Here is a 25,338-nt window from a genome sequence, read left to right as displayed (position 1 = left end):
AAATGGAACGCACATCGAAGCTGCAACACCAGACCATGGAAAAAAACACCAGCGGGTTGATCAATGGACTCATCGGCGTGCTGATCTTCAGCGGTTCGCTGCCGGCGACACGGGTGGCCGTCCTGGAATTCGACCCGGTCTTTCTGACCGTCGCCCGAGCCACCATCGCCGGCGTGTTGGCGCTGTGCATTTTGTGGCTGTTCAAGGAAAAGCGTCCTGCGCGACACCAGTTCCTGCCCTTGGTCATCGTCGCGCTGGGCGTGGTGGTCGGGTTTCCGCTGCTGACGGCACTGGCGCTCCAATATGTGACGTCCGCGCACTCCATTGTCTTCGTCGGCATGTTACCGCTCGCGACCGCCGCATTCGGCGTGTTGCGCGGTGGCGAGCGTCCCCGGCCGGCATTTTGGTTGTTCTCGGTCCTGGGCAGCCTGCTGGTGGTCGGCTTCGCCGTGTCCCAGGGCCTGACCGCGTCGCCAACGGGCGACATCCTGATGCTGTTGGCCATCCTCGCCTGCGGCCTCGGTTATGCCGAAGGGGCGAAGCTATCCAAAACCCTGGGCGGCTGGCAGGTGATTTCCTGGGCGCTGGTATTGTCGCTGCCGATTGTGGCCCCGCTAACCTGGTGGCTGACGCCCTCTTCGTTCTCAGGTATCAGTGCGCCGGCCTGGTTGAGCCTGGCGTATGTGTCGCTCTTCAGCATGCTGATCGGCTTCGTATTCTGGTATCGCGGGCTGGCCCAAGGGGGGATTGCCGCCGTTGGACAATTGCAGCTGCTTCAGCCGTTTTTTGGATTGGCGCTGGCGGCCACGTTGCTTCACGAGCAGGTCAGCGTCGGCATGCTGGGGGTTACCGTTGCGGTGATTTTGTGTGTGGGGGGTGCGAGGAGGTTTGCGAGGTAACATTACTCAGGCGCAAAGGTAAACAGCGACCCGCTGCCTTATCGGTATAGGGGCTTGGGTGTCTACAACACCGGCACCCGAGTTGTTTCCTTTTTCAGTATCTATTACTACCGTCTGTCGAAATTTCTCAGCACCTGTAATAAATGACAGTAGACCGCCATTTTCGTTGCGCGTCTTATATAGCTGTCACCGCACATACTAAAATTTAAACACTACGTAAAAGGACTTCCGCAATGAGTACAATAACTCAGAGAGACGCAAGCAATAGTATTACAGCCGACATTACCCTCTACAACGTCCCATATGAAAAATTCGCAACATCAAGCTTCAAATATATCGACATACTGCCAGGCTATTTTCAAGCTACTGAATGGGCAGCTAAAAAATCAGACAACGGCGATCAAACTTTAAGATTCTACATTGTCAACGATCATGGTCCAGGAACACACCTCATAAAGATCAAGGACTCAGGCGATAAATCACAAATACATGTTGTGTATGATCAAGGTGGGCATTTATTTGTTAGTCTCGGCGGAAATTTGACACTCACGATTAGTGAAGACAAAAATAACACCAAGGCTAATTTCGACTTGATGCTAATGCAATATTACACCGAAGACGTCATTCGTATCATCGGGAATTTTGAATTTATCAGTGGCTAAAGCAAACGAGCCCGGCGACATTCGACAAAATTGTACGGCGACTTGCGTCCACCGCTGTACGGGGAAAGCCCCTCGCCGTCCATGATAAAAATACCGCTCTCGCTACCGGAGACCTGTCATGGACCTCGCCACGCTCACGCTGTTTCTCCCCGCCTGCTTCGCCTTGAACATGGCGCCGGGACCCAACAATCTGTTGTCGGTCAGCAACTCGACCCGCTACGGCTACCGCATCTCCTGCGTGGCCGGGATCGGGCGGTTGTTGGCGTTTGCCGGGATGATTGCCTTGGCGTCGGCCGGGTTGGCGGTGGTGCTGCAAACGTCCGAGTTGCTGTTCTACGGCATCAAGATTGTCGGCGCGGCATATCTGTTTTACCTCGCGTGGCAACTGTGGCGTGCTGATCCGGGGGTCGAGAAAACGGTGACGGGAACGTCGGTTGGCGTATTGGCATTGGCGCGACAGGAGTTTCTGGTGGCGGCCGGCAACCCCAAGGCGATCCTGATCTTTACCGCCTTCCTGCCCCAGTTCGTCGACCCGACTCGCGCGGTGACGCCGCAATTCGCGCTCCTCGGCGCATTGTTCCTGATGCTGGAATGGATCGCCATCAGCGCCTACGCCTACATGGGCCTGCACATGCGCCGCTGGTTTGCCGAGCCTCGGGGCAAGCGGATGTTCAACCGTTGCTGCGCGGGGTTGTTGTCGGCGGCGGCTTCGGTGCTGTTGATGGCGCGTCGGGCCTGAGTTCCAGGGCAAATTTTCCGGTGGAGCCGTCGCTCAGCTCGTCTTATGCCCCGCTTCGCGAGCCATTTTTCAGAGCAAGTCTGATACAGTCGTCCCCCGTTAAATTCGTTGACAGGGAGTCAAGCATGGCAACGCCAGCTGCACGAATCACCGACCCGACCAGTTGTCCCATCCCGGGGCACGGTACCAAAGCTATCGCCTCCGGTTCTGCTGATAGGAACTGTGGGTCATCAAACATGCACTCAGCATAGCGCGCGGACTTCATGACTCACAGGCCGCTTATCTCGCGACCTTCGAGTCATGAAGCAACATTTAGTCGATGGTTACCGCAAGGCCGACCTTTCGGAGAGACGCGCCGGCGCGATCTCGCAAACGGTCTTATCAGCGGTTGTGAAAATTGCCGCTAAATGACTGCAATGGCTCGAAAGCTACCCCTCAGAACCATCCCTTCCCGCCCAAAACAACCATCCGCTCGCAATCAGTTTTGTTAAGTTAATAACGACAGATCGGCTCACCCCTGGCCGGCACCGCACAATCATCTAGGGCATTGGCTTATCGGAAATGCCCCGTCCCTTGCAAACGTTAGGCACGCCATATGAGTTTTTCCGAATACTTTGCAACTGACGATGGATCGCTCCCTGAGGTTGAGGTGACGTATTCAGACTCGTCGCTTGTACCGCAGGCATTTCAATATCTGTTCGATCATGGCGCGAAAAATGTCACTGTTGACGGCGGCTATATTTGGATCAAAGCATCCCAAAGAGGGAAGCCATTCTCAGGCCCTCAGGATGCTTTGCTTGTAAGCTCAGGAGCAGCAGAGGCGTTCTACGTCGTTCTCGGTGGGCTGTACGGCACCCGGGGTGAAATACCTGACCTTGGTGTTTATGTTTTCACTAATAGCCTCACATTGGACTATCGGATGGGGGCTCAGTGGGGACAAGATCAGATCTACTCATTGTTGGAGCTACTGCGGCAGCTAAGAGACCTCGGAGGCGTTGTATCTGTCCCATGGTGGGGAGCTGCGGGTGAACACGACTTCCTTGCGGCCCTGGAGAGCCCCGTTCAAATTATTCATACCGAAATTTACCGCGGGTCGTGACAGGCAGAAATCGGCCATGAGCGGTCACTGGAATTTCGTTTGTCCAAGGGGATCGTGCTAACGGGCCGTACGTCGTCGGATTACTAGCTACTGAGGAATCAGCGACGTTCAGGATGTCCACTGTCTACCTGAAAAGCTCTGACGAACGTGACGGATGTCCGCTGCGTCGTCCACTTCGTCCTCGCCCGCTCTATACGGAGTGTATTGAAATCATGTTAAATTGCCATCGCTGAAAATTTGGAATACCTAAACAAGTATAGGGAAGAGAAAAGTGAACAAACACGCAACCAAGTTTATTGCGTTAGCTTTTTTTTATGCCGCGCTATCTGGCTGTGCAAACAACAACCCGTACACAAATCACTACTCCGCTCTGAACGGATCCACTCCCGAAAATATAGCAAAATTTCGATCTACCCCTCCACCAGAAATCCCAGTAGTCGATAACGTAAGCCCTGAGCAAGGACAAGAACGGCTGGATATGTGGGCTCGCAGAGGCTATATAGCTATTGGCAAAGCATCGTTCAACAGCCCCCAACCCATTCCTGAAAAATTTGCAGTCGATCAAGCAAAAGCCGTTAAGGCCGATCTAATTGTCATCAGGAGCCCTCGATACACGGGCAGTTATGCAACTTCGACAGCGGTCGTAAAACCCACGATCAGTACAACAGAAGGATCGGCGCTGCTGATGGGCGCTCCCGGCCGCACCAATGCCATCGTCAAAGGGACGGGGACGACGATCACCACAACCACCGATTACGTCCCGACAACAGAACATCGGGCAGATTACGCCGCCGTTTATTTTATAAAGCGGACAGTCATATTTGGAGTTAACACAGCGGACCTGACGGACAAGGAACGCCAAGAGCGACAGTCAAATTATGGCGTTAGAGCAATCATGCTCACTGATGACTCTCCTGCTTACAATGCAGATATTCTAGTTGGGGATATACTGGAAGCACTTGACAACGAAAAGATAAAAAACACTAATCACTTAAGCACCATGATTGCAACAAGGCTAGGCAAGAAAGTTGATGTCACCCTAAGTCGCAACGGGAAAACAATCACAAAAAGTATTCAGTTTAACAGTCAATCCTGAGGTATCCGGCCTATCTGTTCGTCGAATAATAAGTCCGAAAAGCTTAGGCGCCGCCACGTTATATATAACCAAGCCCTGAGTATTCGGGGCTTGGTAGTTTGTATCATTAACGAATATTCCGCGTGACATTTGCTTCAAGTGGAAGAGCGCTTCTGGCTGTTATCGGTCGCTTGCAAACGTCCGCTTTTGGCCGATTTCTGACCTTCATGACGGGCAGCTGTCGGCCAAAAGCAGGCATTAGACGCGTGTACGAACCCAGCGGCTATTCACTGCTCTAAATCCCGCTGTCTGCCGAAGACGTTCACGGGGCCAACGCCCTATTGCATCGGTCTCGCTGATCCCGTCTCGCACTCCCCGAAAGCATGTTAGGTCAGGGTGCGGGGGCTTCCGGTGTTGATTCCGTACGTCGCACTATCCGGCCATCGACTTCCAGGCCTTCCCAGGGGCTGCCCTGGCTACAGGTAAACTCGAGGCGTAAAAAAGCCCGCGTTGAGCGGGCATCGGAAGTCATCCGAACTAATTCAGGCACCTGATTCAGGGTCACTCGCAGGCATACCGCGAGCTTCCTTATCGTTTTCGTCCTGATCGTCCATCTGTGGGTCGGCGTCAGGGTTATCGACTCGACCGCTCTGTCCAGCTTCTGGATGCTCACTCGACACCGAGTTATTTACATCCACGTCAGTCATGTCTTCGTCGACAGGAGCCTCGTCGTCTGGAGGCAGCGGAACTTCGGGCTCGTCCCTCTTGGGTTCATGGCCGGTTTCGTTGTCCGTCGTGCGCGTTTCGGGCTGCTGTGATTTGTTGCCAGGTGCGTTCTCGTCAATGTCCATGCTGAACCTCCGTACTGATGCGCGGGATGTCCGTGCTGAACATGAGAAACGGCAAAGCGTTACAAGTGCAGCGCAGTGGACGAACGGAGAAGAAAAACCCGGCTCACTGGCCGGGCTTTCTCTCCTATCTCCTATCGTCAGAAAGCGGTGTCTGTTCATCCGCCTCTGGGGTAGTCCTCTCACCAGGATCCTTCCAGTCTTCTGGACGATCATCGTTTGGATTTTTCAACGGATCGTATTTGTTCGGATCGTCTGGATCTAGCGTCGGCTCATCTGAACCTGGCTCAGGCTTGGATGGAACAGAACCTTGTGTTTGGTTTTGAAAACTCGAATCGGTAGACATACCCACCTCACCAATGAGGTCCAGCTTTTCTGGGCCGTAATAGTTTGAATTTGGCAGGTGAAAAGTGTGCGACTGAGCAGATGAGCGGGCAGTAAAAAGCCCAGCGGGCGGCTGAGCTTTTGGAGTTGCACGGACTTGCCCCCCCTCTGCATCACAACTGACCAGTTATTTGCAGCCGACTTGACCAGCGCACGTGGGAATGACGACCGGCAGAGAACGGCCAGTAGCTGACCTTTAAGGTGTCTACAAAATCAGTAGCGATTCAGATCACCCAAGGCGATCCTAATCCTCCCCGAACTCCTACCCCAGTCCATCGACCCGACCCGCGCCGTGACGCCGCAATTTGCACTGCTCGGCGCGTTGTTCCTGATGCTGGAATGGATCGCCATCAGCGCCTACGCCGCAGGTAACGGCACGTAAAAGGGAGTTGGCAACTCGGTCGAGCATCCGTATATTCGGATATCCATATATACGAGCTTTCAGCGATGAGCCCACTCCCCTCTCCCACCAAAGTTCTCTTCATGTGCACCGCCAACAGCTGCCGCAGTGTGTTGAGCGAAGCGCTGTTCAATCATTTGGCTCCCGAAGGTTTTGAGGCAGTGAGTTCGGGCAGTTTCCCCAGCGGCCGGCTCAACCCCCAAGCCGTGCAAACATTGCACACCCTCGGTATCTCGACCGAAGGCCTCTACAGCAAAGACTCCTCGGTGTTCGCCGACTCCCCGCCCGATATCGTCATCACCGTCTGTGACAAAGCCGCCGGGGAAGCGTGCCCGGTGTATTTCGGCCCGGCGATCAAAAGCCACTGGGGCCTGGCCGATCCGTCGGACGTGCATGGCACCGAGCAAGCGATTCAGGCCGCGTTTGACGCCACCGTCAACACGATCAAACAACGGTTTGCAGCCTTCTTCGCGCTGGACCTGAAAAACCTTTCGGACGCCGATCTGAAAACCGAACTGGACCGCATCGGAGCCATTTGATGAACGACGACTTGCCCAATCTCGATCTGGAACTGCTGACGTTTTCAACCGAAAGCACCCACAAACCACGCATCCTGCTGCTCTACGGCTCGACTCGCGAGCGCTCTTTCAGTCGCCTGCTGACCGAGGAGGCCGCACGAATTCTGCGTCTGTTGGGGGCCGAAACGGTGATCTTCGATCCCTCCGGTCTTCCGCTCCCCGACGATGCGCCCAGCGACCATCCCAAAGTCCAGCAACTGCGCGACCTGGTGCTCTGGTCTGAAGGCCAGGTCTGGTGCTCACCGGAACGCCACGGTTCGATGTCGGCGGTGTTCAAGGCACAAATCGACTGGATCCCGCTGACGATGGGCGCGGTTCGTCCGACCCAAGGTAAAACCCTGGCGGTGATGCAGGTCTGTGGCGGCTCCCAGTCGTTCAACACCGTCAATCAACTGCGCGTGCTGGGCCGCTGGATGCGGATGTTGACCATCCCCAATCAATCGTCAGTGCCCAAGGCCTTCATGGAATTCGACGAGGCTGGCCGGATGAAACCTTCGGCGTACTACGACCGTGTGGTGGACGTGATGGAAGAACTGATGAAATTCACGTTGCTGGTGCGTGGCCGCGAGGAATTTCTGGTGGACCGCTATTCAGAGCGCAAAGAGAGCGCTGAAGAGCTGTCGAAGCGGGTCAATCAACGCTCGATCTGAGGCAATGGAATTCCCTGTCGATTTTCCGGTGGAGGCGTCGCTCAACGCGTCTTATGCTCAGCCCATGAACCTACAAAACGCTTTGCTTCCGCCCCACGCCGAGATGGTTCGCGCCATGCTCGAACGAGACACCGCCTACGAGGGGGTGTTCTTTACTGCCGTGAAGACCACCGGGATCTTCTGCCGCCCCAGTTGCACGGCGCGCAAACCCAAGCCGGAGAACGTCGAGTTTTTCGCCCACGCCGATGAGTGCATGTCGGCGGGCTATCGCGCGTGTCTGCGCTGCAAGCCGCTCGACGCTGCCGCCATTGCGCCGGACTGGGTGCAGGCGTTGCTCAAGTCGGTGGACAGCGATCCCGACCTGCGCTGGACCGATGCCCAGCTGGTGGCCGAGGGCATCGAGCCGCTGAAACTGCGCCGCTGGTTCAAGCAGCATTTCGGCATGACCTTCCACGCCTGGCTGCGCACCCGTCGCCTGGGCATGGCCTTGGGCGGGATCAAACAGGGCGATTCCATCGACAACGCGGCGTTCGACTCGGGTTACGAATCCCTGAGCGGTTTTCGCGATGCGTTTCAAAAATCCTTCCACATCACGCCGGGCCGCGCGGCCAACAGTGAGCCGCTGCTGTTCACGCGCCTGACCACGCCGCTGGGGCCGATGATCGCCATGGCCGAACGCCGTGGGCTGGTGCTGCTGGAGTTTCTGGATCGACCGGCGCTGACCCGGGAAGTCGAAGAACTGCAGCACCGTTATGGCTATGCCGTGGCGCCGGGGCATAACGCCCATTTGCAGCAGATTGAAGCCGAGCTGGCGCAGTATTTCGCCGGCAAACTCACCGAATTCACCGTTGCCCTGCACTTGCCCGGCAGCGAATTCGCCCGGCAGGTCTGGGCCGAACTGGCGAAGATCCCCTACGGCCAGACCAGCACCTACGGCAGCATCGCCGCGACACTGGGCAAGCCCGGCGCCAGTCGCGCCGTGGGCCTGGCCAACGGGCATAACCGTCTTTCGATTGTGTTGCCCTGCCACCGGGTGATCGGTGCAGACGGCTCGTTGACGGGCTATGGTGGAGGGCAACCGCGCAAGGCGTTTTTGCTCCGGCTGGAAAAAGCCGCGGTGCAGCTGACCGGACAACTCGCATTCTGATCCCCTGATTTTCTGCAAAAGTCATAAGGAAGGACATTCGATGGACACGCAATTTCATCAACTGCACCACGACGGCTTGCTGATTCTTACCAACGTCGCTGATGCCACCGGGGCGCGCATCGTCGAGCAACTGGGCTGCAAAGCCGTGGCCACCAGCAGCGCGGCGGTGGCCTGGGCGCATGGGTATGCGGACGGCAATGCCCTGCCCCTCGAACGCCTGATATCGACCGTCGAATCCATCGCCCGGGTGATCTCAGTGCCGTTGACCATCGACATCGAGGCCGGTTATTCCGATGACCTGACGCGGGTGGCCGAAGTCGTTGAGGCGGTTATCGCGGCCGGTGCGGTGGGGATCAATATCGAGGACGGCGCGTCCCCGCCGGAGTTGCTGGCACGCAAGATCGAAGTCGCCCGGCAGGTTGCCGATCGGCGCAATGTGAAGCTGTTCGTCAATGCCCGCACCGACGTGTATCTAAGGGGCCTGGTGCCTGCCGAAGATCGCGTCGCCGAAACGCTCAAGCGCGCCGCGTGGTATCAGGCGGCGGGGGCTGATGGGTTGTTCGCGGCGGGCGTCACAGCGAAATATGAGATTGAGGCGCTGTGCCAAGGCACTTCGTTACCGGTGAACGTGCTCGGCCTCCCGGGCCTGCCCTCGCTCGAAGAACTGCAAGCGCTCGGCGTGCGACGCTTGAGTGCCGGCTCGGGCATCGCCGAGTTTCTCTATGGCGCCATGGCGTCCCTGGCCAAGGGTTTTCTGGAAACCGGCAAACTCGACAGCAGCCACCTCAAGGCCTTCACATACGGGGAAGTTAATGCCCTGCTGAAAACGGCTGGAAAAACTTGATCGCCATGCCCGATCCCTATCTGGCCGCGACCACATTTCTGTCGTCCATTGATGACGACTGGCGGCGCCACATCGCCGCCGTTGGCCCCTGCCTGCATGAGCCCCACGCAGCTCGCGACCCTTATGAATCGCTGGTGCGGGCGATTGCCTACCAGCAACTGCACGCCAAGGCCGGGGATGCGATAGTCGGTCGGCTGCTGGCGTTGTTTCCGTCGACGACGTTTCCAAGGCCTGAACAGATTCTGGCGACAGGGTTTGATCAACTGCGCAGCTGCGGGTTTTCCGGGGGCAAGATTGCGACCATTCAAGGGATTGCGCAGGCGCGTCTGGACGGCGTGGTGCCGGATTACGCAACGGCTTTGGCGATGGACGATGAGGCGTTGATCGAGCGGTTGATCACCTTGCGCGGGGTTGGCCGCTGGACAGTTGAAATGCTGCTGATTTACAGCCTGGAGCGCCCGGATATTTTGCCGGCGGATGACTTCGGGGTGCGTGAGGGGTATCGGCGGCTGAAGGGGCTGGAGGTGCAACCGACGCGTAAGCAAATGGTTGAGATCGGCTTGGCGTGGAGTCCGTATCGGACGGTGGCTTCCTGGTATTTGTGGCGGATGACCGGCAAGTAGACCGCGTTATCGTTCATCGCGAGCAGGCTCACTCCTACAATGGAAGTGCGTTCCCCTGTAGGAGTGAGCCTGCTCGCGAAAGCGATTTTCATTCACCGCATCACTCAAAGCCGGGTTACTGGCAGGCAGACCGCGATGACGATTGCCCATGCACCCCATCACTCAAAGCCGCTCACAACCCGGATTTCAACCGACTGAACGCCCGAATCAGCGCGCGGTTGAACGCCTTGCCATTGTCATTCTTGCTGTACAACGAAGCCCGCACCTGCGCCGACGGATACGTCCCCGGATCATTGCGGATCGCCGGATCGATCAACCCGTCCGCCGCCGTGATGGCATTGGCGTAGTGAATGGTGTCAGTGATCGGCGCAATCACCTCGGGGGTCATCAGGTAATCCATCAACGCCAGCCCAGCCTCGGGGTGCGGTGCATCCTTGGGAATGACCATGGCATCAAACCAGATCAACGTGCCCTCCTTCGGTATCCGGTAACTGAGCTTGAACGGTTTGTTCGCCGCCTCGGCCTGCCCGGCGGCGATGGCCACGTTGCCGTTCCACGACATCGCCACGCAGGTGTTGCCGTTGGCCAGGTCGCTGATGTTCAGGTCATTGTCGAAGTAGCGGATGTAAGGCCGGATCTTCGCCAGTTGTTGCTCGGCCCGTTTCAGGTCATCAAGGTTCTGGCGATTGATGTCCAGGCCCATGTACTTCATGACTGCGGCAAACACCTCGTTCGGATCGTTGAGCAGGCTGACCCCACAATCGGCAAATTTCGACACCACCGCCGGGTCGAACAGCATCGCCCAACTGTCCCTTGGCGCATCGGGCAAGCGCTGTTTGATGGCTTCTTCCTGATAACCGACGCCGGTGGTGCCCCAAGCGTAAATTCCGGCGTAACGATTGCCCGGGTCGAACGCCGCCATGTGTTGACGGAACTCTTCCCCGACACCGGCAAAGTGCGGCAGACGTTGCAGATTCAATGTCTGGATCGCCCCGCTCTGGATCGCCCGGGACAGGTGTTGCCCCGCGGTCAGCACCAGGTCATAACCGCTGCGTCCGGTCAGCAGTTTGGTCTCCGCCGTCTCCAGGGAATCGAAGTGATCGACCACCACATGGATGCCGGTTTTTTTCTCGAAATTGGTCAGGGTATCCGGGGCCAGGTACTCGCCCCAGATGTACAGGTTCACCACCGGTTTCGCAGTGTCGGCGGCCTGCACACACCAGGGTGCAAGAACCAGCAATAACGCTTGAGTCAGTTTGTGCAGGCCCATGATTACGCTCCCTGTTTGCTGCGGGCAGGCGCAGCGTATTGCGGCATGGTGATGCACGCGACGTTGCCACCGCCTAGGAGGATTTCCCGAGAGTTTTCGATGCCGACGATTTTGTGTTTCGGGAACAATTCGGCCAGGGTTGCCTGCGCCGCCTGATCGTTGCGATCACCAAACAGCGGCACAACGATCGAGCTGTTGCCGGCGTAGTAGTTGATGTACGACGCGCAGATTTGGGTCCCGGCCTGACGGGTATGGGTGCTGTCTTGCTGATCCAGGCCTTCGGCCTCTTCAGCCGTCCATTCCAGCACATCCGGTTGCGGCAGCTTGTGCACGATCAACTCGCGGCCACGGCTGTCGCGGGTGCTGCGCAGAATGTCGTAGGCCTCTTGGTAAATTTCCCACTGCGGGTCATCGCGATTATCGGTCCATTGCAGCACCACTTCACCGGGGCGCACAAAACAAGCGAGGTCGTCGACATGGCCATCGGTTTCGTCGAACTTGCACCCCCGTGGCAGCCAGATGATTTGCTCGGCACCGAGGTAATCGGTCAGGCGGCGGGTGACTTCTTCCTTGCCCAGATGCTGGTTGCGATTGCGGTTGAGCAGGCATTGCTCGGTGGTGAGGATGCTGCCCTGGCCGTCACTCTGGATGCCGCCCAGTTCGGCAATCAACGGTGCGCGGTAACGGTCGAAACGTTCGATTTCGAGGATTTTGCTGGCGATCTGATCGTCCTTGTCCCACGGGTAGTACAAGCCGCCATCGAGACCGCCATACGCGTTGAACTCGAAGTCGACACCGCGTACTTCACCACTGTCGTCGTTGACCACAAAGCACGGGCCGCTGTCGCGGAACCAGGTGTCGTTGCAGGTCATTTCCACCACGCGAACCTGAGACGGCAACTGGCGGCGGGCGGTGGCGAATTGCGCGGCGGAAGCACACACGGTCACGGGTTCGCTCTGGGCAATGGCGGTGACGATTTGCACCCAGACTTTCTGCGCAGGCTTGGCGCCGTTGCGCCAGACGTCGGTACGTTCCGGCCAGCCGAGCCAGCAACCGGCCTTGGTTTCGAATTCGCCGGGCAGGCGAAAGCCGTCGAGTTTGGGGGTGGAATCGAGCAAACGTGCCATGGTCAGACCTCATCAGCGGGGATTGGAATGACCACAGGCTACGGTCGTCGGCGCCCTCCTCGCCAACGATGATTATTTCGGAATACTTGAATTCAACTCATCAATCGATCAGCTGATCGTTGAACCATTCCAGCATCTGCGCCACGGCCGGACGTTCCAGGCGCACCCGCTCGCACACCAGCGCATATTGCCCCAGCGCGGTCATGCTGGCGGTGAAAGGCCGGACCAGACGACCGCTGAGCAAGTCTTCCTGGGCCGTCAGATTGTCGCCCATGGCCACGCCCTGCCCTTGCACCGCCGCTTCCAGCGCCAGGCCGGCATGGGCGAAATACAGTTGCCGCTGGGGACGCTGATCGCCGGCATGACTGGTGAGCCATGCGGTCCAGGTCTTGCCGTCCTGATCGTCGTGCAACAGGCAGTGGCGCGTCAGGTCCTTCGGGGTTTTCAATGTGCCCTGGTTGAACAGGCCGGGGCTGCACACCGGGAAGAATTGCAGCGCCGGCAAGGGCCGGACGAAGTACGCGCTGCTGTCGACCGGGCCCGTGCCGTAGGTGATGGCCAGGTCGATGTCTTCCCCCGGCGCCGTGGCGTCGATCGGTTGCTCGTAAAGGTGCAAAGTGATGTGCGGATAACGCGCGTAGAAGTCCGTGAGGCGACTCATCAACCACTTTTGCGCGAGCTCGGCGGTGACCGCCAGACGCAACACGGCCAGCGACGACGGGTCGCGCAATTCATCGCAGGCCTCGCCGATCAGTTCGAAGGCTTGCTGCAGGCTTTGCATCAACCGGCCCGCGGCCATGGTCGGGCGAATCTGCCGGCCTTCGCGGATGAACAGCGAGACGCCCAGGTGCTCTTCGAGCTGGCGGATTTGATGGCTGACGGCGCTGTCGGTGACGCACAGCTCGGCGGCGGCCCGGCCGAAATGGGCGTGGCGGGCGGCGCATTCGAAGGTTCTGAGTGCTGCTAAAGAAGGCAGTCGTCGCATGAATCCAGCCCCGGTGATGAAGGCGTCCATGCTGCCTTGGCCATGGGTGGGCGTCCAGCGGGACCGCGTTATCGTTCTTCGCGGGCAAGCCCGCTCCCACAGGGATTGTTGTCGTATACAAAACTTGTATTCACTGAATATCCTTGTGGGAGCCGGGCTTGCCCGCGATGGGCCAGCACATTCACCACAAATCCTGCGGCCCATCACCCTCCCTTATCCACCATGACTTCCCCCAAAACCCGGCGCATGTTGGTGCTTCAACCGGAGGGACTCGCCATGCTCAATGCACTTAAACAAATCAATTCAACCTCGGCGTTCAACCGCTGGGCCGGCTTCGAAGTGACCGCGGCCCAGAGCGGCGAAGCCGAGCTGACCCTGGCTTTTCGCGAAGCCGACATGGCGCAATATGCCGGCTTCCTGCATGCGGGCCTGATCGGCGCGCTGCTCGACACGGCCTGCGGATTCGCCGCCGGGACGGTTGCCGGCAATGTGCTGGCTTCACATTTTTCGGTCAACTGCCTGGCGCCCGCCGTCGGTGAAGTGTTCATCGCTCGGGGGCGGGTGGTGAAGGCCGGAAAAAAACAGGTGTTCGCCCACGCCGAGCTGTTCGCGCAAACCGGTGACCAGTTGAAACTGGTGGCGACCGGCGATGCGATTCTGGTGCCGGTCGACGTTCGCTGACGGTCTAGGCTGTCTTGGGTAAACCACCCCTCGTCGGAGGTTCCCATGCAGCTCGAAGGTTCCTGCCATTGCGGCGCTGTGTCGTTCAGTTTGACCAGCGCCCATCCCTACCCGTATCAGCGCTGCTACTGCTCGATCTGCCGCAAGACCCAAGGCGGTGGCGGTTACTCGATCAATATTGCCGGTGATGCCGCCAGCCTGAAGGTCCGTGGTCGCAAGCATGTCGCGGTCTACCATGCGAAACTCAAGAACGAAGGCGACAAGTGCGCCCATCGCAGCAGCCTCGGGCGGCATTTCTGCTCGGTTTGCGGCTCAGGCTTGTGGGTGTTCAGCCCCGAATGGCCGGAGCTGATTCACCCGTTCGCGTCGGCCATCGACACTCCGCTGCCGGTGCCGCCGGAACACACGCACTTGTTGCTCGACTCAAAGGCGCCGTGGGTGGAAGTCGACAGGCGTCCCGGGGACAAGCAGTTCGACGTCTATCCCGAAGAGTCCATTGCCGACTGGCATGAACGCCTGGGTTTGAGCCGCTAAAGCCGCTTCACAGTCTTTGACAGTTTCCCGACAAAGCTCTCAAAGATTGCCAGCCGGCAGCCGCTTAGCATGGGCGCATCCAACCTCCCCTCGGGTGCTCCCATGTTACGTTCGCTGTCTCTGCCAATGACCTCGCTTTGCCTGCTTTTGCCCACCGACGCTTTGCACGCGCAAGACTGGCAATACACCTTGCGCGCCGGCGCCGCCAGCGTGCCGCGTTACAGCGGCAGCGACGAGCGCGTGGTAGCGCCGCTGCTGGGCGCCAAGGTTGTCAGCCCCTTTGGCCTCTTTCTGGACACGGAAAAGGGTTTGGGCTGGGCGTTTGATGAAGACGACTTCGGCCTGAGCGTGTACATCGGCGCGAGCGATGTGCGCAAGGATCGCAAAACCGGGTTCAATGGCTCGGATGAACTGGACGGCATGGGCTCGATCAAGTCGCGGCCGGCGCTGGGTCTGGACGGCACTTATCACATGGGCCCGATCATTCTCGGTGCCCGTTTTGAGCATGCGCTGGAAAAGGATGATGACGATCACGACACCGATTCATCCTGGAATCGCCTGAAGCTGAGCATCAGCGCGCCGTTTTATGAGGGAGACTACGGCAAGGTCGTGGGCAGTCTGAACAGTCAGTTTGGCGATAGTAATTACGTGCGCACCTGGTATGGCGTCAGTGCGGCGCAGGCTTCGCACAGCCAGTTCAGGGCGCATGACACTCACGGAGGGCTGGTGAGTCGCGGGGCGGAGTTGACCTGGTCGTTGCCGATCGATGATCGATGGAGTGTTTCGACGGTGCTGGCCGTGCAGTATCTGGCGGGTGATGCGGCGGACAGTCCGATTGTTGAGCGGCGGATGCAGGCTTCATTGGCTGGGCAGGTGGTGTACACCTTTTGATGATGGGGTGTTGCTGATGGACTCTTCGCGGGCAAGCCTCGCTCCTACAGGTCCGGAGTCGTTACACAAATTATGTGAGCGACCAAAATCCAGTAGGAGCGAGGCTTGCCCGCGAAGGGGGCTGGGAGAGCAACACAATCAATCCAGATGCGCCCAAGTCATCCGAAACGAAGCCCCGCCCCAAGGCGAATCCGCGACTTCCACCTGCCCGCCATGAGATTGCGAAACCCGTCGGACCAACGCCAAACCCAAACCAAACCCACCCGTGCGGCGATCGCGGCTGGCGTCCAGGCGCGAGAACGGTTCGAAAATTTTCTCGCGCCCGTCCACCGGCACACCCGGCCCATCATCGTTGACCAGCACTTCGTAGCGATCACCGGTACGAACCAACGACACCTCCACCCGCTCATCGGCATAACGAATGGCATTGCGCAGCAGGTTGATCACCGCCCGGGCCATAAAACGCGGCTCGATGCGCACCTCATCGACCTGACACTCGACAATCAACAACTGCACTCCGGCAGCCTCGGCCTCCAGGGCCACGCTGCCGACCACGCTGTCCAGCCAACTGTTGGCCTGGATGTTTTCCCGGGTGATGACCGTGGCGCCGCGCTCTAGGCTGGCGTAGGTCAGCAGCTCGGAAACCATTTCCTCCAGCTCGCCAAGGTCGGCGTACATGTCGGCAATCAGTTCGCGGTTCTGGGTCGGATCGGGTTGTTGCTTGAGTTGGTCCAGCTCAAACGACAACCGGGCAATCGGCGTGCGCAACTCATGGGACACCGCGTTGGTCAGTTCGCGCTGATTGGCGATCAAGCCTTCGATGCGCGCCGCCATCAGGTTGAAGTGCCCGGACAAATCACGAATGTTTGAGCGCTTGGACAGCTGGATCCGCGACGACAGGTCGTTATCGCCAAAACGCTCGGCCGCCAGGCGCAGTTTCTCCAGGTCGCGCCAATGCGGCCTGACCCAGAACATCAGCACGAAACCGATCATCACCGCGATCATCAGATAGGCCGCTGCAATGTAGAACGGCATCAGACTGGGCTCGGCTGGCAGCTTGATGCTGAGCAGCTGCGAACCCTCGTCGATACGCGAGATGAACTGCGTGTACTTGTCGCGAATCACCAGCAGCCCCTGGGCCAACTCGGCTTTCTCCTGATCGGTCAGGGACAGGTGACTGCTCTCGACCAGGCTCAGGCCCAAGCCATAGTAGGGGCGCACCGCTTCCAGTTGGCGCTCCCGGTCCGTCCCGTCCAGATCGCGTAACTGCTCGGCCAGCGACCAGGCCTGGCCACGCACCGCCTCGCGGTTATAGCTCTGCATCTGACCATCAAGAAGCGCATCGAACGTGCGCTCGACCGTTTGCAAACCCAGCACCAGGCCGACCGTCATTACCAGAAACAGCCCAAGAAATAACCGCAGCATTTACAGCTCCCACGCAAACGGATTGAACAAGTAACCCTTGCCCCAGATGGTCTTGATGCACACCGGTTCGCGCGGGTTGTCCTTGAGCTTGCCACGCAACTTGCTGATGTAGACGTCAACGCTGCGGTTAAGGCCGTCAAACGCAATACCGCGCATGCGGTTGAGGATGTCGTCGCGGGATAGAATCTTGCCGGCGGCGCTGGCCAGCAACCACAGCAGCTCGAACTCCATGGTGGTCATTTCGATGACTTCCCCCGCCAGCCGCACTTCGCGACAGCTGCGGTCGATGCTCAGGTTGCCGAACTCCAGGGCGCTGCACACGCTGCTGTCCGGGGTCTGACGGCGTTGCAAGGCACGCAGGCGGGCCAGCAGCACCGGCGGTTTGATCGGTTTGATCACGTAGTCGTCGGCGCCGGACTCCAGGCCGAGGATGTGATCGAGGTCATCTTCCTTGGCCGTCAGGATGACGATCGGCGTGTCGGACACGCTGCGGATCTCGCGGCACACGTGCAGGCCGCTCTGCCCCGGCAGCATCAGATCGAGCACGACAACTTTCGGTTTGAATTCGAGGAAGGCGGCCAGCGCCAGGTCACCGCGGTGAACCTGGCGGACCTCAAAACCATGTTGGGACAGGAAATGCGCGATCAGCCCGGCGAGCTTCTCGTCGTCTTCCACCAGCAATACTTTGCCAAAACCCAGGTTATCCATAACGACCGTCTGCTGCCCCTTGTGTGAAGTGGGCGGCATTATGGCGCCAATCGGTGACGGGACGGTGATGACGGGCAGCAAAAACCGGCCTCTGGGGCCGGTTTTTGGCGATGTTTCATATTCTTAAGAGTTTTTAACAATTCCCATGCAATAGATCGCAACCTGCGGACGGCATCTGTAGGAGCGAGGCTTGCCCGCGAAGGCGATCTCAAGGACCCCTTCGCGGGCAAGCCTCGCTCCTACAAGGTTATGCGGCAGCCGGGACACCGCTGTGAAAACGGAACTCCACGTCCGGCGACTCGATCAATTCCTGCTCGGCAGCGCGAACCCGGTCAATGACCTGGGCAATGTCCTTGGCATCACCGTACTGGTAAGCCAGTTTCAGGTAACCCTGGAAATGCCGCGCTTCGCTTTTCAGCAAGCCGAAATAAAACTTGCCCAGTTCTTCGTCCAGATGTGGCACCAGCGCCTCGAAACGCTCGCAGCTGCGGGCCTCGATGAAAGCGCCGACCACCAGCGTGTCCACCAGTTTGACCGGTTCGTGGCTGCGCACCACTTTGCGCAAGCCCGAGGCGTAACGCCCCGCGGACAGCTGACGCAGCTCGATCTTGCGTTTTTTCATCAGGCGCATGACCTGCTCGTGGTGCACCAGCTCTTCCCGGGCCAGGCGCGACATCAGGTTGATCAGGTCGACATGGGAGTGATACTTGGCGATCAGGCTCAACGCCGTGCTGGCCGCCTTGAACTCACAGTTCTTGTGGTCGATCAGCAGGGTTTCCTGATCGGCAAGCGCGGCCTGGACCCAGCCATCGGGGGTTCGGCAGCCGAGGAACTCGTGAATTTCGGGAAGGATCATGGGGCTCACGGAATAAAAAGGTATAAATCGAAGGGCGCCGATTATACCGGCCTGCCGCAAGACCACCAGCCGCCACCGTTGATATGCATCAAGTACCGGGTTGGCGACGAAGAACTATAGTTGTCCAACGCAGTATTTTTTACCTTCCTGGAGATCCCGATCATGCAAGCCATTCGCAGCATCCTGGTGGTCATCGAACCCGAACACTCGGAAAGCCTGGCGCTCAAACGAGCCAAACTGATTGCTGGCGTGACCCAGGCGCATCTGCATCTGCTGGTGTGCGACCGCAAGCATGACCATAGCGGCATGTTGGGCGTGCTCAAGGCGGCTCTGCTGGAGGACGGTTATAGCGTCACCACCGAGCAGGCCTGGAACGAAAGCCTGCATGAAACCATTGTCGATGTGCAGCAGGCCGAAGGCTGCGGGCTGGTGGTCAAACAGCATTATCCCGACAGCCCGCTGAAAAAAGCCCTGCTGACCCCGGCGGACTGGAAATTGCTGCGTTATTGCCCGACGCCGGTGCTATTGGTCAAAACCTCCAAGCCGTGGACCGGCGGGGTCATTCTGGCGGCTATCGACGTCGGCAATACCGACGGCGAACACCGCACGTTGCATGCCGCCATCATCGATCACGGCTACGACATCGCCAGCCTGGCCAAGGCCCATCTGCACGTGGTCAGCGCCCATCCGTCACCGATGCTGTCGGCGGCAGACCCGACGTTGCAGCTCAGCGAAACCATCGAGGCGCGCTATCGCGAGCAGTGCAGATCGTTCCAGGCCGAGTTCGATATCGATGATGGACACCTGCACATCGAGGAAGGCCCGGCGGATGTGTTGATTCCGTACATGGTCCACAAACTGCAGGCGGCAGTGACGGTGATCGGCACCGTGGCGCGGTCCGGGTTGTCCGGAGCGTTGATCGGGAATACGGCGGAGGTGGTGCTGGATGCGGTGGAGAGCGATGTGCTGGTGCTGAAGCCGGATACGATCATGGATCATCTGGAGGAGATCGTTACTCAGCATTGAGAGGTGCGGCGCCCTTGTGGCGAGGGGATTTATCCCCGTTGGGTCGCGAAGCGGCCCCAGCAGTCTTGCAGCAAAACCAAGCAATCAGGTTTTGCGACTGCTTCGCAGCCGAACGGGGGCAAGCCCCCTCGCCACAGGTTTAAGGCTTAGCCGCCGAAGGCGTCTCTGAGGAAACCGGGCGCGATGTAGCGCTGGTAATGCGCCTCCGACAGCAAAAAGAATTCCCGATCAATGGCGTCGCGCAGTTCCGGCAGGTTCCAGTCGCGAAACTCCGGCATCAGCACCATCCCGTAGGCTTCCAGATTGTTGATCACCCGCGCACCACGGGCAATCAGCTGATAAGCCCAGCAATACTCGGATTGATGCGGCACAAAGCGGATCTTGCGCTGCTCCAGCTGCAAGCGCAGGCGCTGGGGATCGAAAATTTCCAGCTTGCTGGCCATCACCTGGGACAACAGCTGCTCAAGACGCAGCCACACCGCGCGCTTTTCCTCCTCGTTGTAACCATTCCAATTGATCACTTCATGGTGGAAACGCTTGCAGCCACGGCACACCAGGTCACCGTAAACAGTGGAACAGAGGCCGACGCAGGGGGTCTTGATGGTCTGATTGGGCATAGGTAGGCAAAACACGGGAAAGCAGAACAGGCCGGCATGTTAGCCCTTTGTCTAACATTCATCACCCCTCAAAGTTCAGGGGCTAACTTACGTTTATATTTTTTTTGCCGTAGAATCAGCCAGCCTTTTAAGGCGCCAATGTCCGTTAGAAGCTGTTTTCAAAGCGTCACGAGCACAGTCGTTCCTTCAGAGCGGAGTTGGCGAAGGGTTTTTCCAGCGGGGAAAAGCTCTACGCCAACCCTCATCAGCTCCCCGTTCTGCAGGCGTAAAACTTTGAAAGCAGCTTCTGTAAGGAATTGTCGGTAATTCTGGCTAAGTGGCCCACAACGCCACGCAGCGCATGAGTACGGCAATTTCGGGATGAGCGTCCCGGACACCCATTTGGGACCACTGATGAGGGTAATAACTGTGCTTGAAGCCTACCGCAAACATATCGAAGAGCGTGCAGCACTGGGTATCGTTCCCCAGCCGCTAAACGCCGAACAAACTGCAGGCCTGGTCGAGCTGCTGAAGAATCCCCCGGCTGGCGAAGAAGCTTTCCTCGTTGACCTGATCACCAATCGCATTCCGCCAGGTGTGGACGAAGCAGCCTATGTAAAGGCCGGTTTCCTGTCTGCCCTCGCCAAAGGCGAAGCAAAATCCCCTCTGATCGACAAGAAACGCGCTGTTGAACTGCTCGGCACCATGCAGGGCGGCTACAACATCGTGACGCTGGTCAATCTGCTGGACGACGCCGAACTGGCGTCAGTCGCTGCCGAAGAACTCAAGCACACCCTGCTGATGTTCGACGCGTTCCACGACGTCGCTGAAAAAGCCAAGAACGGTAACGTTCACGCTAAAGGCGTGCTGCAATCCTGGGCTGACGGCGAGTGGTTCAAAAACCGCCCTGTGCTGGCCGACAAGATCAGCCTGCGCGTGTTCAAGGTCACCGGCGAAACCAACACCGACGACCTGTCCCCTGCTCCGGACGCCTGGTCCCGCCCGGACATCCCGCTGCACGCCCTTGCCATGCTGAAAATGGCCCGTGAAGGCATCGTGCCTGACGCCCAGGGCGTCACCGGTCCGATGAAGCAGATCGAAGAAATGCGCGGTCAAGGCTTCCCGATCGCCTACGTCGGCGACGTAGTCGGTACCGGTTCGTCGCGTAAATCCGCCACCAACTCGGTGCTGTGGTTCTTCGGCGACGACGTTCCTTTCGTGCCGAACAAGCGTGCCGGTGGTTTCTGCTTCGGCAGCAAGATCGCTCCGATCTTCTACAACACCATGGAAGATGCGGGCGCACTGCCGATCGAATTCGACGTCACCAACATGCACATGGGCGACGTGATCGACCTGTATCCGCATGCTGGCAAAGTCTGCAAACACGGCACTGACGAAGTCCTGACCACCTTCGAAATGAAGACGCCGGTACTGTTGGACGAAGTACGTGCCGGCGGCCGTATCCCGCTGATCATCGGTCGCGGCCTGACCGACAAGGCCCGTGCCGAACTGGGCCTGGGCCCTACCGACCTGTTCAAACTGCCTGAAGCACCTGTCGACACCGGCAAAGGCTTCACCCTGGCACAGAAAATGGTCGGCAAGGCATGCGGTCTGCCAGAAGGCAAAGGCGTTCGTCCTGGCACCTACTGCGAACCGAAAATGACCACCGTCGGTTCTCAGGACACCACCGGTCCGATGACCCGTGACGAACTGAAAGACCTGGCGTGCCTGGGCTTCTCGACCGATCTGGTGATGCAGTCCTTCTGCCACACCGCGGCCTATCCAAAGCCGATCGACGTGACCACCCACCACACCCTGCCAGACTTCATCATGACCCGCGGCGGCGTTTCCCTGCGTCCGGGCGACGGCATCATCCACAGCTGGCTGAACCGCATGCTGCTGCCGGACACCGTCGGTACCGGTGGTGACTCGCATACCCGTTTCCCGATGGGCATTTCGTTCCCGGCCGGTTCCGGCCTGGTAGCGTTCGCCGCAGCCACCGGCGTTATGCCGCTGGACATGCCGGAATCGATCCTGGTGCGCTTCAAAGGCAAAATGCAACCAGGCGTCACCCTGCGTGACCTGGTTCACGCCATTCCTTACTTCGCGATTCAGGCTGGCCTGCTGACCGTCGAGAAGAAAGGCAAGAAGAACGCCTTCTCCGGCCGCATCCTGGAAATCGAAGGCCTGGACAACCTGAGCATCGAGCAAGCGTTCGAGCTGTCCGACGCCTCGGCCGAACGTTCGGCTGCCGGTTGCACCATCAAACTGTCGAAAGAGTCGATCACCGAGTACCTGAACTCCAACATCACCCTGCTGCGCTGGATGATCGGCGAAGGCTACGGCGATGCGCGTACCCTGGAACGTCGTGCTCAAGCGATGGAAGCCTGGGTTGCCAACCCTGAGCTGATGGTTGCCGATGCTGACGCCGAATACGCTGAAATCATCGAAATCGACCTGGCCGACATCAAAGAGCCTGTACTCTGCGCGCCAAACGATCCGGACGACGCCCGCCTGCTGTCCAGCGTTGCTGGCGAGAAGATCGACGAAGTGTTCATCGGTTCGTGCATGACCAACATCGGTCACTTCCGCGCTGCCGGTAAGTTGCTGGATCAGGTCAAAGGTCAGCTTCCAACCCGTCTGTGGCTGTCGCCGCCGACCAAGATGGACGCTCACCAGTTGACCGAAGAAGGCTACTACGGCATCTACGGCAAGGCCGGCGCACGCATGGAAATGCCAGGCTGCTCGCTGTGCATGGGTAACCAGGCACGTGTAGAGCCGAACTCCACCGTGGTGTCGACGTCGACCCGTAACTTCCCGAACCGTCTGGGTGACGGCGCGAACGTCTACCTGGCCTCGGCCGAGCTGGCGTCTGTTGCTTCCATCCTGGGTCGCCTGCCGACCGTCGAGGAGTACATGGAATACGCTGGCAAGATCGACAGCATGGCGGCCGATGTTTACCGCTACCTGTCCTTCGACCAGATCGCCGAGTTCCGTGAAGCTGCTGCGAACGCCAACATCCCGGTCGTTCAAGCCTAACGCTGCAACGCAATAAAAAACGCCGCCCATCGTGAGATGAGCGGCGTTTTTTTATGCCTGTATACCTTTGCACCGTGCAACCCCTGAGCGAGGCTTGCCCGCGAAGGCCATCACGCGGACAAACTGCTGGCTCGGTCATCGTTCTTCGCGGGTAAGCCTCTACGGGGATTGCGAAAGCCCTGAGTCACACAAAAAAAATGTGGGAGCAGGCTTGCCCGCGATGACAGCCTTACAGACAACATAGATGTTGAATGTGCCGGCCTCATCGCGGGCAAGCCCGCTCCCACAGGGTATTCAGCGTGTCTGGACGATCTGCACTCAGGCAGTCAGCGAGTAGATCAACGCCGAAATCGCCACCAGGCCCACCGCCGTCACGAAGACGTTGGACGCCTGGCCTCGGAAGCGCGCCATCGCCGGCACTTTGCGGATGGCGTACATCGGCATCAGGAACAGGATCGCCGCAATGACCGGGCCGCCGAGGGTTTCGATCATGCCGAGGATGCTCGGGTTCAGGGTCGCGACAATCCAGCACACCACCAGCATGAACGCGGCGGTCATGCGGTCCAGCGTCTTCGGCGCCGGGCGCTTGCCGCTTTTTACGATCAAACCTTTGAGGCCTTCGCTGGCGCCGATGTAGTGACCCAGGAACGACTTGGAAATCGCCACGAATGCAATCAACGGTGCCGCAAAGGCAATGGTCGGGTTGCTGAAGTGGTTGGCCAGGTACGACAAGATCGACAGGTTCTGCGCCTTGGCTTCAGCCAATTGCCCCGGCGACAGGGTCAGCACGCAGCTGAAGACGAAGAACAGCACCATCACCACCATCAAGGCGTGGGCTCGGGACAGGATCTGCGAGCTGCGTTCTTCAGCGTGTTCGCCGTAACGACGCTTCTGGTCCACAGCAAATGCCGAAATGATCGGCGAGTGATTGAACGAGAACACCATCACCGGAATCGCCAGCCACAAGGTGTGCAGCAGCGCCGACGGCTCAGGCAGGGTCGACGCCGTGGCCAGGATGCCGCCATTCCAGTGCGGAATCAGGAACACCGCCAGGAACAGCAGCGCCACAATGAACGGATAGACCATCAGGCTCATGGCCTTGACGATCACCTGCTCGCCGCAGCGCACCACGGCCAATAGGCCAAGAATCAGCACCAACGACAGCACCGCGCGCGGCGGCGGCATGATGTGCAGTTGATGTTCGAGGAAACTGCCCACGGTGTTGGTCAGGGCAACGCTGTAGATCAGCAGGATCGGGAAGATCGCAAAGAAGTACAGCAAGGTGATCAACGCACCGGCCTTGATGCCGAAGTGTTCTTCCACCACTTCGGTGATGTCCGCGCCTTCGCGGCCGGACAGCACAAAACGGGTCAGGCCACGGTGCGCATAAAACGTCATCGGGAACGCGAGCACCGCCAGGATCAGCAACGGCCAGAAACCGCCAAGGCCCGCGTTGATCGGCAAAAACAGGGTGCCGGCCCCGATGGCCGTGCCAAACAGGCCGAGCATCCAGGTGGTGTCATGGCGATTCCAGCTGGTGAGAGTCGCTGGTGTCGCCGCTACATAGCGTTCGTCGACGCTATTGGCCTGATCATTCATCCGGTGGGATCTCCGCATTCCGGTCATTTGCTACCCGGTCAGGACGAGTCGGAAAAATCCGACGGGCAGCGCCCTGGCCGAAACAGGGGCGCGATTGTCCGGGATTAATGAACAGAAGCAAAGACTTAGCTGAGGAGTGGTTGTACGGATCAGATTTCGCGGCCTCTTATCAAATAGATGTTCAGAAAACTCTATTTGATAAAGGATGAGCGTCATGTACTTTCATCCGTGACTGCTGACCGGCAGCCCTGATTGCGGAGTTCTCTCATGCCACTCGTTCGCGTCGATATAAAAAAGCATCAAGACCCCACGTTTGCCAAACGTGCCGGGCAATTAATCTACGCAGCCATGCACAGTGCGATTGGTGTGCCGGAAAACGATAATTTCCAGATTCTTGCCGAGCACGATGAGCAACACTTCATCTTTGATCCCGGCTACCTGGGCATCAGTCGCACCGATAACCTGGTGGTGATTCAGATCACTCTGAGCGAAGGTCGCACCGTCGAGCAGAAAAAACTTCTCTACAAAACCATCGCCGAAAGCCTTAACACGGAACTGGCGGTGCGGCTGGAAGATGTGTTTATCAATCTGGTGGAGGTGAAGAAAGAGAACTGGTCGTTTGGCAACGGCATTGCTCAATACGCCCTTTGAGC

General features: G+C 58.6%; 26 protein-coding genes and 1 pseudogene. 17 read left to right on the top strand and 10 right to left on the bottom strand.

What is annotated here, in order from left to right; all coding sequences use genetic code 11:
- The first annotated feature begins 2 nt into the window (after positions 1 to 2).
- From ACIQV9_RS01485 to ACIQV9_RS01465, 5 genes are all read left to right on the top strand, one after another.
- A complete protein-coding gene (locus ACIQV9_RS01485) occupies positions 3 to 899 on the top strand; it encodes a DMT family transporter (protein WP_403097215.1) in 897 nt (298 codons plus the stop codon).
- Between the two features lie 233 nt (positions 900 to 1,132).
- Positions 1,133 to 1,561 carry a hypothetical protein gene (locus tag ACIQV9_RS01480; RefSeq protein ID WP_403097212.1) on the top strand — a complete coding sequence of 143 codons (429 nt, stop codon included), beginning with the start codon at positions 1,133 to 1,135 and terminating at the stop codon, positions 1,559 to 1,561.
- Between the two features lie 118 nt (positions 1,562 to 1,679).
- Entirely contained in the window at positions 1,680 to 2,300 is a 621-nt protein-coding gene (locus ACIQV9_RS01475) for a LysE family translocator (protein WP_403097209.1), read from the top strand.
- 595 nt (positions 2,301 to 2,895) lie between these two features.
- Positions 2,896 to 3,399: a hypothetical protein gene (locus ACIQV9_RS01470; RefSeq protein WP_403097206.1), complete on the top strand. Its 504-nt coding sequence runs from the start codon at positions 2,896 to 2,898 to the stop codon at positions 3,397 to 3,399.
- 271 nt (positions 3,400 to 3,670) lie between these two features.
- Positions 3,671 to 4,495: a PDZ domain-containing protein gene (locus ACIQV9_RS01465; protein WP_403097204.1), complete on the top strand. Its 825-nt coding sequence runs from the start codon at positions 3,671 to 3,673 to the stop codon at positions 4,493 to 4,495.
- A gap of 521 nt (positions 4,496 to 5,016) precedes the next feature.
- Here ACIQV9_RS01465 and ACIQV9_RS01460 read toward each other — a convergent pair.
- Together ACIQV9_RS01460 and ACIQV9_RS01455 are read right to left on the bottom strand one after the other, a co-directional pair.
- A complete protein-coding gene (locus tag ACIQV9_RS01460; protein ID WP_403097201.1) occupies positions 5,017 to 5,325 on the bottom strand; it encodes a hypothetical protein in 309 nt (102 codons plus the stop codon).
- 124 nt (positions 5,326 to 5,449) lie between these two features.
- On the bottom strand, positions 5,450 to 5,668 hold the full coding sequence (locus tag ACIQV9_RS01455) for a hypothetical protein (protein WP_403097198.1): 219 nt from the start codon (positions 5,666 to 5,668) through the stop codon (positions 5,450 to 5,452).
- A gap of 267 nt (positions 5,669 to 5,935) precedes the next feature.
- On the opposite strand from ACIQV9_RS01455, the pseudogene ACIQV9_RS01450 reads away from it, so the two are divergent.
- The 6 genes and pseudogenes from ACIQV9_RS01450 to ACIQV9_RS01425 all read left to right on the top strand — a co-directional run.
- Positions 5,936 to 6,070, top strand: a pseudogene (locus tag ACIQV9_RS01450) (LysE family translocator); the annotation flags it as partial.
- Between the two features lie 83 nt (positions 6,071 to 6,153).
- On the top strand, positions 6,154 to 6,645 hold the full coding sequence (locus tag ACIQV9_RS01445) for an arsenate reductase ArsC (RefSeq protein WP_403097196.1): 492 nt from the start codon (positions 6,154 to 6,156) through the stop codon (positions 6,643 to 6,645).
- Positions 6,645 to 7,334 (top strand): arsenical resistance protein ArsH, encoded by a 690-nt coding sequence (gene arsH, locus ACIQV9_RS01440; RefSeq protein ID WP_403097193.1) that lies wholly within the window; start codon positions 6,645 to 6,647, stop codon positions 7,332 to 7,334. The genes ACIQV9_RS01445 and arsH overlap by 1 nt, the downstream gene beginning before the upstream one ends.
- Positions 7,335 to 7,398: 64 nt before the next feature.
- Positions 7,399 to 8,481 (top strand): bifunctional transcriptional activator/DNA repair enzyme AdaA, encoded by a 1,083-nt coding sequence (locus tag ACIQV9_RS01435; protein ID WP_403097190.1) that lies wholly within the window; start codon positions 7,399 to 7,401, stop codon positions 8,479 to 8,481.
- A 40-nt stretch (positions 8,482 to 8,521) separates the two neighbouring features.
- The gene (locus ACIQV9_RS01430; RefSeq protein WP_403097187.1) at positions 8,522 to 9,325 is read left to right on the top strand and encodes an isocitrate lyase/phosphoenolpyruvate mutase family protein; all 804 of its coding nucleotides are present in this window, start codon (positions 8,522 to 8,524) and stop codon (positions 9,323 to 9,325) included.
- A gap of 5 nt (positions 9,326 to 9,330) precedes the next feature.
- The gene (locus tag ACIQV9_RS01425; RefSeq protein ID WP_403097184.1) at positions 9,331 to 9,948 is read left to right on the top strand and encodes a DNA-3-methyladenine glycosylase family protein; all 618 of its coding nucleotides are present in this window, start codon (positions 9,331 to 9,333) and stop codon (positions 9,946 to 9,948) included.
- 172 nt (positions 9,949 to 10,120) lie between these two features.
- Here the strand turns inward: ACIQV9_RS01425 and ACIQV9_RS01420 are convergent, their stop codons facing one another.
- The 3 genes from ACIQV9_RS01420 to ACIQV9_RS01410 form a co-directional block, all read right to left on the bottom strand.
- Positions 10,121 to 11,218, bottom strand: coding sequence for an extracellular solute-binding protein (locus ACIQV9_RS01420; RefSeq protein WP_403097182.1), 1,098 nt, complete (start codon positions 11,216 to 11,218; stop codon positions 10,121 to 10,123).
- A gap of 2 nt (positions 11,219 to 11,220) precedes the next feature.
- Positions 11,221 to 12,345, bottom strand: coding sequence for an agmatine deiminase (gene aguA / locus ACIQV9_RS01415; protein WP_403097180.1), 1,125 nt, complete (start codon positions 12,343 to 12,345; stop codon positions 11,221 to 11,223).
- Positions 12,346 to 12,445: 100 nt separating this feature from the next.
- On the bottom strand, positions 12,446 to 13,330 hold the full coding sequence (locus ACIQV9_RS01410; protein WP_403097177.1) for a LysR substrate-binding domain-containing protein: 885 nt from the start codon (positions 13,328 to 13,330) through the stop codon (positions 12,446 to 12,448).
- A gap of 276 nt (positions 13,331 to 13,606) precedes the next feature.
- On the opposite strand from ACIQV9_RS01410, the gene ACIQV9_RS01405 reads away from it, so the two are divergent.
- The 3 genes from ACIQV9_RS01405 (at position 13,607) to ACIQV9_RS01395 (ending at position 15,436) form a co-directional block, all read left to right on the top strand.
- Positions 13,607 to 14,011, top strand: coding sequence for a PaaI family thioesterase (locus tag ACIQV9_RS01405; protein WP_403097174.1), 405 nt, complete (start codon positions 13,607 to 13,609; stop codon positions 14,009 to 14,011).
- 45 nt (positions 14,012 to 14,056) lie between these two features.
- Complete coding sequence (locus tag ACIQV9_RS01400) at positions 14,057 to 14,545, top strand: GFA family protein (protein WP_403097171.1); 489 nt, start codon at positions 14,057 to 14,059, stop codon at positions 14,543 to 14,545.
- Positions 14,546 to 14,647: 102 nt separating this feature from the next.
- Positions 14,648 to 15,436, top strand: coding sequence for a MipA/OmpV family protein (locus ACIQV9_RS01395; RefSeq protein ID WP_403097169.1), 789 nt, complete (start codon positions 14,648 to 14,650; stop codon positions 15,434 to 15,436).
- Between the two features lie 138 nt (positions 15,437 to 15,574).
- Here the strand turns inward: ACIQV9_RS01395 and ACIQV9_RS01390 are convergent, their stop codons facing one another.
- From ACIQV9_RS01390 to ACIQV9_RS01380, 3 genes are all read right to left on the bottom strand, one after another.
- On the bottom strand, positions 15,575 to 16,861 hold the full coding sequence (locus ACIQV9_RS01390; RefSeq protein WP_403097166.1) for an ATP-binding protein: 1,287 nt from the start codon (positions 16,859 to 16,861) through the stop codon (positions 15,575 to 15,577).
- On the bottom strand, positions 16,862 to 17,569 hold the full coding sequence (locus ACIQV9_RS01385; RefSeq protein WP_403097643.1) for a response regulator: 708 nt from the start codon (positions 17,567 to 17,569) through the stop codon (positions 16,862 to 16,864).
- A gap of 247 nt (positions 17,570 to 17,816) precedes the next feature.
- On the bottom strand, positions 17,817 to 18,425 hold the full coding sequence (locus ACIQV9_RS01380; protein ID WP_105345386.1) for a tRNA-(ms[2]io[6]A)-hydroxylase: 609 nt from the start codon (positions 18,423 to 18,425) through the stop codon (positions 17,817 to 17,819).
- 162 nt (positions 18,426 to 18,587) lie between these two features.
- On the opposite strand from ACIQV9_RS01380, the gene ACIQV9_RS01375 reads away from it, so the two are divergent.
- Positions 18,588 to 19,451: a universal stress protein gene (locus tag ACIQV9_RS01375; RefSeq protein ID WP_403097163.1), complete on the top strand. Its 864-nt coding sequence runs from the start codon at positions 18,588 to 18,590 to the stop codon at positions 19,449 to 19,451.
- A gap of 146 nt (positions 19,452 to 19,597) precedes the next feature.
- Here the strand turns inward: ACIQV9_RS01375 and ACIQV9_RS01370 are convergent, their stop codons facing one another.
- The gene (locus tag ACIQV9_RS01370) at positions 19,598 to 20,068 is read right to left on the bottom strand and encodes a DUF1289 domain-containing protein (RefSeq protein WP_094467712.1); all 471 of its coding nucleotides are present in this window, start codon (positions 20,066 to 20,068) and stop codon (positions 19,598 to 19,600) included.
- A gap of 408 nt (positions 20,069 to 20,476) precedes the next feature.
- Between ACIQV9_RS01370 and acnB the strand changes: the two genes are divergently transcribed.
- Positions 20,477 to 23,086, top strand: coding sequence for a bifunctional aconitate hydratase 2/2-methylisocitrate dehydratase (acnB, locus tag ACIQV9_RS01365; RefSeq protein WP_403097641.1), 2,610 nt, complete (start codon positions 20,477 to 20,479; stop codon positions 23,084 to 23,086).
- Between the two features lie 318 nt (positions 23,087 to 23,404).
- Here acnB and ACIQV9_RS01360 read toward each other — a convergent pair whose 3' ends face one another.
- On the bottom strand, positions 23,405 to 24,685 hold the full coding sequence (locus ACIQV9_RS01360; protein ID WP_403097159.1) for a serine/threonine transporter: 1,281 nt from the start codon (positions 24,683 to 24,685) through the stop codon (positions 23,405 to 23,407).
- Between the two features lie 267 nt (positions 24,686 to 24,952).
- Between ACIQV9_RS01360 and ACIQV9_RS01355 the strand changes: the two genes are divergently transcribed.
- A complete protein-coding gene (locus ACIQV9_RS01355) occupies positions 24,953 to 25,336 on the top strand; it encodes a tautomerase family protein (RefSeq protein WP_403097157.1) in 384 nt (127 codons plus the stop codon).
- The last annotated feature ends 2 nt before the right edge of the window (positions 25,337 to 25,338 follow it).

This window comes from Pseudomonas sp. NPDC099000 (genome assembly GCF_044759925.1).
Lineage (GTDB): Bacteria > Pseudomonadota > Gammaproteobacteria > Pseudomonadales > Pseudomonadaceae > Aquipseudomonas.
This window is presented reverse-complemented; position numbering and strand designations above follow the sequence as displayed.

What these genes read in the sequence shown, in the direction of transcription:
- ACIQV9_RS01430 (WP_403097187.1), top strand. Translation starts at nt 8,522, where the DNA reads ATGGACACGCAATTTCATCAACTGCACCACGACGGCTTGCTGATTCTT.
- ACIQV9_RS01480 (WP_403097212.1), top strand. Translation starts at nt 1,133, where the DNA reads ATGAGTACAATAACTCAGAGAGACGCAAGCAATAGTATTACAGCCGAC.
- ACIQV9_RS01405 (WP_403097174.1), top strand. Translation starts at nt 13,607, where the DNA reads ATGCTCAATGCACTTAAACAAATCAATTCAACCTCGGCGTTCAACCGC.
- ACIQV9_RS01385 (WP_403097643.1), bottom strand. Translation starts at nt 17,569, where the DNA reads ATGGATAACCTGGGTTTTGGCAAAGTATTGCTGGTGGAAGACGACGAG.
- ACIQV9_RS01470 (WP_403097206.1), top strand. Translation starts at nt 2,896, where the DNA reads ATGAGTTTTTCCGAATACTTTGCAACTGACGATGGATCGCTCCCTGAG.
- ACIQV9_RS01475 (WP_403097209.1), top strand. Translation starts at nt 1,680, where the DNA reads ATGGACCTCGCCACGCTCACGCTGTTTCTCCCCGCCTGCTTCGCCTTG.
- ACIQV9_RS01395 (WP_403097169.1), top strand. Translation starts at nt 14,648, where the DNA reads ATGTTACGTTCGCTGTCTCTGCCAATGACCTCGCTTTGCCTGCTTTTG.
- ACIQV9_RS01410 (WP_403097177.1), bottom strand. Translation starts at nt 13,330, where the DNA reads ATGCGACGACTGCCTTCTTTAGCAGCACTCAGAACCTTCGAATGCGCC.
- ACIQV9_RS01460 (WP_403097201.1), bottom strand. Translation starts at nt 5,325, where the DNA reads ATGGACATTGACGAGAACGCACCTGGCAACAAATCACAGCAGCCCGAA.
- aguA (WP_403097180.1), bottom strand. Translation starts at nt 12,345, where the DNA reads ATGGCACGTTTGCTCGATTCCACCCCCAAACTCGACGGCTTTCGCCTG.
- ACIQV9_RS01485 (WP_403097215.1), top strand. Translation starts at nt 3, where the DNA reads ATGGAACGCACATCGAAGCTGCAACACCAGACCATGGAAAAAAACACC.
- ACIQV9_RS01380 (WP_105345386.1), bottom strand. Translation starts at nt 18,425, where the DNA reads ATGATCCTTCCCGAAATTCACGAGTTCCTCGGCTGCCGAACCCCCGAT.
- ACIQV9_RS01355 (WP_403097157.1), top strand. Translation starts at nt 24,953, where the DNA reads ATGCCACTCGTTCGCGTCGATATAAAAAAGCATCAAGACCCCACGTTT.
- ACIQV9_RS01425 (WP_403097184.1), top strand. Translation starts at nt 9,331, where the DNA reads ATGCCCGATCCCTATCTGGCCGCGACCACATTTCTGTCGTCCATTGAT.
- ACIQV9_RS01370 (WP_094467712.1), bottom strand. Translation starts at nt 20,068, where the DNA reads ATGCCCAATCAGACCATCAAGACCCCCTGCGTCGGCCTCTGTTCCACT.
- ACIQV9_RS01455 (WP_403097198.1), bottom strand. Translation starts at nt 5,668, where the DNA reads ATGTCTACCGATTCGAGTTTTCAAAACCAAACACAAGGTTCTGTTCCA.
- ACIQV9_RS01390 (WP_403097166.1), bottom strand. Translation starts at nt 16,861, where the DNA reads ATGCTGCGGTTATTTCTTGGGCTGTTTCTGGTAATGACGGTCGGCCTG.
- ACIQV9_RS01445 (WP_403097196.1), top strand. Translation starts at nt 6,154, where the DNA reads ATGAGCCCACTCCCCTCTCCCACCAAAGTTCTCTTCATGTGCACCGCC.
- arsH (WP_403097193.1), top strand. Translation starts at nt 6,645, where the DNA reads ATGAACGACGACTTGCCCAATCTCGATCTGGAACTGCTGACGTTTTCA.
- ACIQV9_RS01435 (WP_403097190.1), top strand. Translation starts at nt 7,399, where the DNA reads ATGAACCTACAAAACGCTTTGCTTCCGCCCCACGCCGAGATGGTTCGC.
- ACIQV9_RS01400 (WP_403097171.1), top strand. Translation starts at nt 14,057, where the DNA reads ATGCAGCTCGAAGGTTCCTGCCATTGCGGCGCTGTGTCGTTCAGTTTG.
- ACIQV9_RS01420 (WP_403097182.1), bottom strand. Translation starts at nt 11,218, where the DNA reads ATGGGCCTGCACAAACTGACTCAAGCGTTATTGCTGGTTCTTGCACCC.
- ACIQV9_RS01360 (WP_403097159.1), bottom strand. Translation starts at nt 24,685, where the DNA reads ATGAATGATCAGGCCAATAGCGTCGACGAACGCTATGTAGCGGCGACA.
- ACIQV9_RS01375 (WP_403097163.1), top strand. Translation starts at nt 18,588, where the DNA reads ATGCAAGCCATTCGCAGCATCCTGGTGGTCATCGAACCCGAACACTCG.